The 2,257-nt window shown below is 36.6% G+C and carries 3 protein-coding genes; 1 reads left to right on the top strand and 2 read right to left on the bottom strand.

Going from position 1 to position 2,257, the window contains the following annotated elements; all coding sequences use genetic code 11:
- Both BIZ39_RS21295 and BIZ39_RS21300 read right to left on the bottom strand, forming a co-directional pair.
- Nucleotides 1-704, bottom strand: a 704-nt coding sequence (locus BIZ39_RS21295; RefSeq protein ID WP_187448035.1) for a hypothetical protein, incomplete at its 3' end; no start/stop codon positions are given.
- Nucleotides 705-722: 18 nt separating this feature from the next.
- The gene (locus BIZ39_RS21300) at nt 723-1,250 is read right to left on the bottom strand and encodes a hypothetical protein (RefSeq protein WP_187448036.1); all 528 of its coding nucleotides are present in this window, start codon (nt 1,248-1,250) and stop codon (nt 723-725) included.
- Between the two features lie 125 nt (nt 1,251-1,375).
- Between BIZ39_RS21300 and BIZ39_RS21305 the strand changes: the two genes are divergently transcribed.
- On the top strand, nt 1,376-2,242 hold the full coding sequence (locus BIZ39_RS21305; RefSeq protein ID WP_187448037.1) for a hypothetical protein: 867 nt from the start codon (nt 1,376-1,378) through the stop codon (nt 2,240-2,242).
- Nucleotides 2,243-2,257 lie beyond the last annotated feature (15 nt).

Below are 2,257 nucleotides of genomic sequence, written 5' to 3' on the forward strand. Positions count from 1 at the left end.
GGAGTATCGCTTATCCAACTGCGATGCCCAACTATAACATCATAGGTGACACCAATATTTTCTAAAATCTTTCTTAAGGATCTAAACCTTACATACCAGTCATCAAAATCTAAAAGTGCGGCGGTTGTATCACCCTTTGCCCTCCCCCAAAAATGCTCTAATGGATGAAAAGGTAATAGAAAAAGAGGCGTACATTCTAATGAATAGGAATTCAACATCAGAACCGATTCATATACCGAATACCCTAGGCTCAGTGTAGCCAACTCACCATTCCTACCACGACCGTAATTGATGATGGCACACGAATTTTTCATGGTTTCTTTATTGATGCTGATGCACTCTTCAAGATTAAGATAGCCTCCCTCAATTTCATTTCCTTCATAAATTACATGAAGATATTTGAACATATATGCGTTATGGAGTTGATCTGTATGGGTGTGCACATCGCCATCATCTACGAATAAATAGTGAAATCGCCTTTCATCTATCGCCTTGGCAATATCACATGTTTTTATTTTAGAGCGATTGCAAAATGTAGATGTAACACCTATAAACTTGCTACCTAACCTCTCGACAAGGTTTTGTAAGATTGGCTCGATTTTATCTATTATCGACTCAGGATTTTCAGAAACAGGAAGTTCTTCAGAACATTCTGACATTGGTTTTAAGCATTGTATAAACGTCAGTGAAAGTGCAAATTGCATTATTTTTCTTATTAAAAATTATTCTGAGTTAGCGGACAAGACAGAGTTTTTATACTTGCGAGCAATACGCTTTTTCTTATCGTAACTGTAGTTTATGACCGAAGATTGTAGACCAAACTCAGTATCAAACTCAGCCGTAACTACACACTGTTCATCCTTTGACAGTCTATTATAAGCTATACGGAGTTTTTCAATTAACATACATTGTTTAATATTAGCAGTGCAAGTGTCTAATTGCGATGCCGTATCATCCTCTAAAATGCTATTTTCAAAATTACTGAAACACAGAGTCCTTTCTTCTTTTTTTAGCACCTTATTTAGAAATGTATTTGTCGCCCACCTCATAGCTCTCCAGCAGTAAGCTTCATAGTTATCATCAAGTCGAGCTTCACTTAGTGCAACAGCATATTCTAACAACATGGTTTGTTTAATATCATCAAAAAAAGATAAATGTCCGTATCTCTTTTTTGCAAAATTATTAATTAGCTCGACCTTTTTTTCAAAAAGTACTTCTCGGTGACTATCCAGTAATGCGTTAGCGGTCATGATTCTTACCTTATTTTTAAGTTAAGTCCCATACATAACGCACCTTCAAAATCTTGCTACTTTTCAAGAGAGCATTTGTGCCATTAATACACTCTCATGACTTTATTTATGTGAGATGCTTGCTAATGAAAGATACAAAACATGGTCAAGAACAGATTTGGTCACAATTAGATCAAATGCTACCCAATGACGAAAACCAACACCGTGACGCTATCCAAGAAAATGAGGTTCCTACTGGATGCCCAGATAACAGTGTTCAAAAAAGAACGGGTGACGTTATCTCATCAGATAAAGCAGATGAATTTTCTTCACAGTATCAGCCGATACATGAGAAATCGGCTGAAAGTAAAACAGATATGCTAAATAAATCATCAAAGAGTACGCCGTTAGCAGAGACAAAAGATTGTGCCGGTGAGGATAGCTGCTCAGAAGGATTAAATGAGAAACAGGCTCTCGAGCCACAACCAGATAAAACCAAATCTGTTACCAAAGAATTGATACCTGAAACTGAAAGTTATGCTAAGCCAATAAAATACCGTCCGTCGATTAAAGCATTCGTTCCTCACCTTTCAGTCCTACTCCTTTCACTTGTTGTCGTTTTTTTTCCATCTATAGCGATTTCATTATTTTCTCAAAACGATTTAGAGCAACTCCCAAGTGTTATGCAAGACAACCTGGCCAGTATTGTTCAAGGTGCCATGTTATTTATAAGCGCTCTTATTATCTTCGTCGTCTTTAAGCAAAAAACATCGGGTCTAATAAGTGTTTATGGAGACTATCTAGAACACAAAAAAAGCCTGATAGGCAAAACGACCGTTCATTTTGCAGACATAAGGACGATTGAAGTCAGAAAATGCCTAGCGACCTCATACTCGTCAATAGGTGATCTTCATATCATCACTGCGAAACATCATATTGTTCTTCCCAATTTGTATGAACCTTTTCATCTAAAGTCAGCAATTCTAAAACGAAAAGAAGAACTTAATCTCTAAAAAATCAATTAAAAC

The sequence above is a fragment of the Alteromonas sp. BZK5 genome, assembly GCF_014349115.1.
GTDB lineage: Bacteria > Pseudomonadota > Gammaproteobacteria > Enterobacterales > Alteromonadaceae > Alteromonas > Alteromonas macleodii.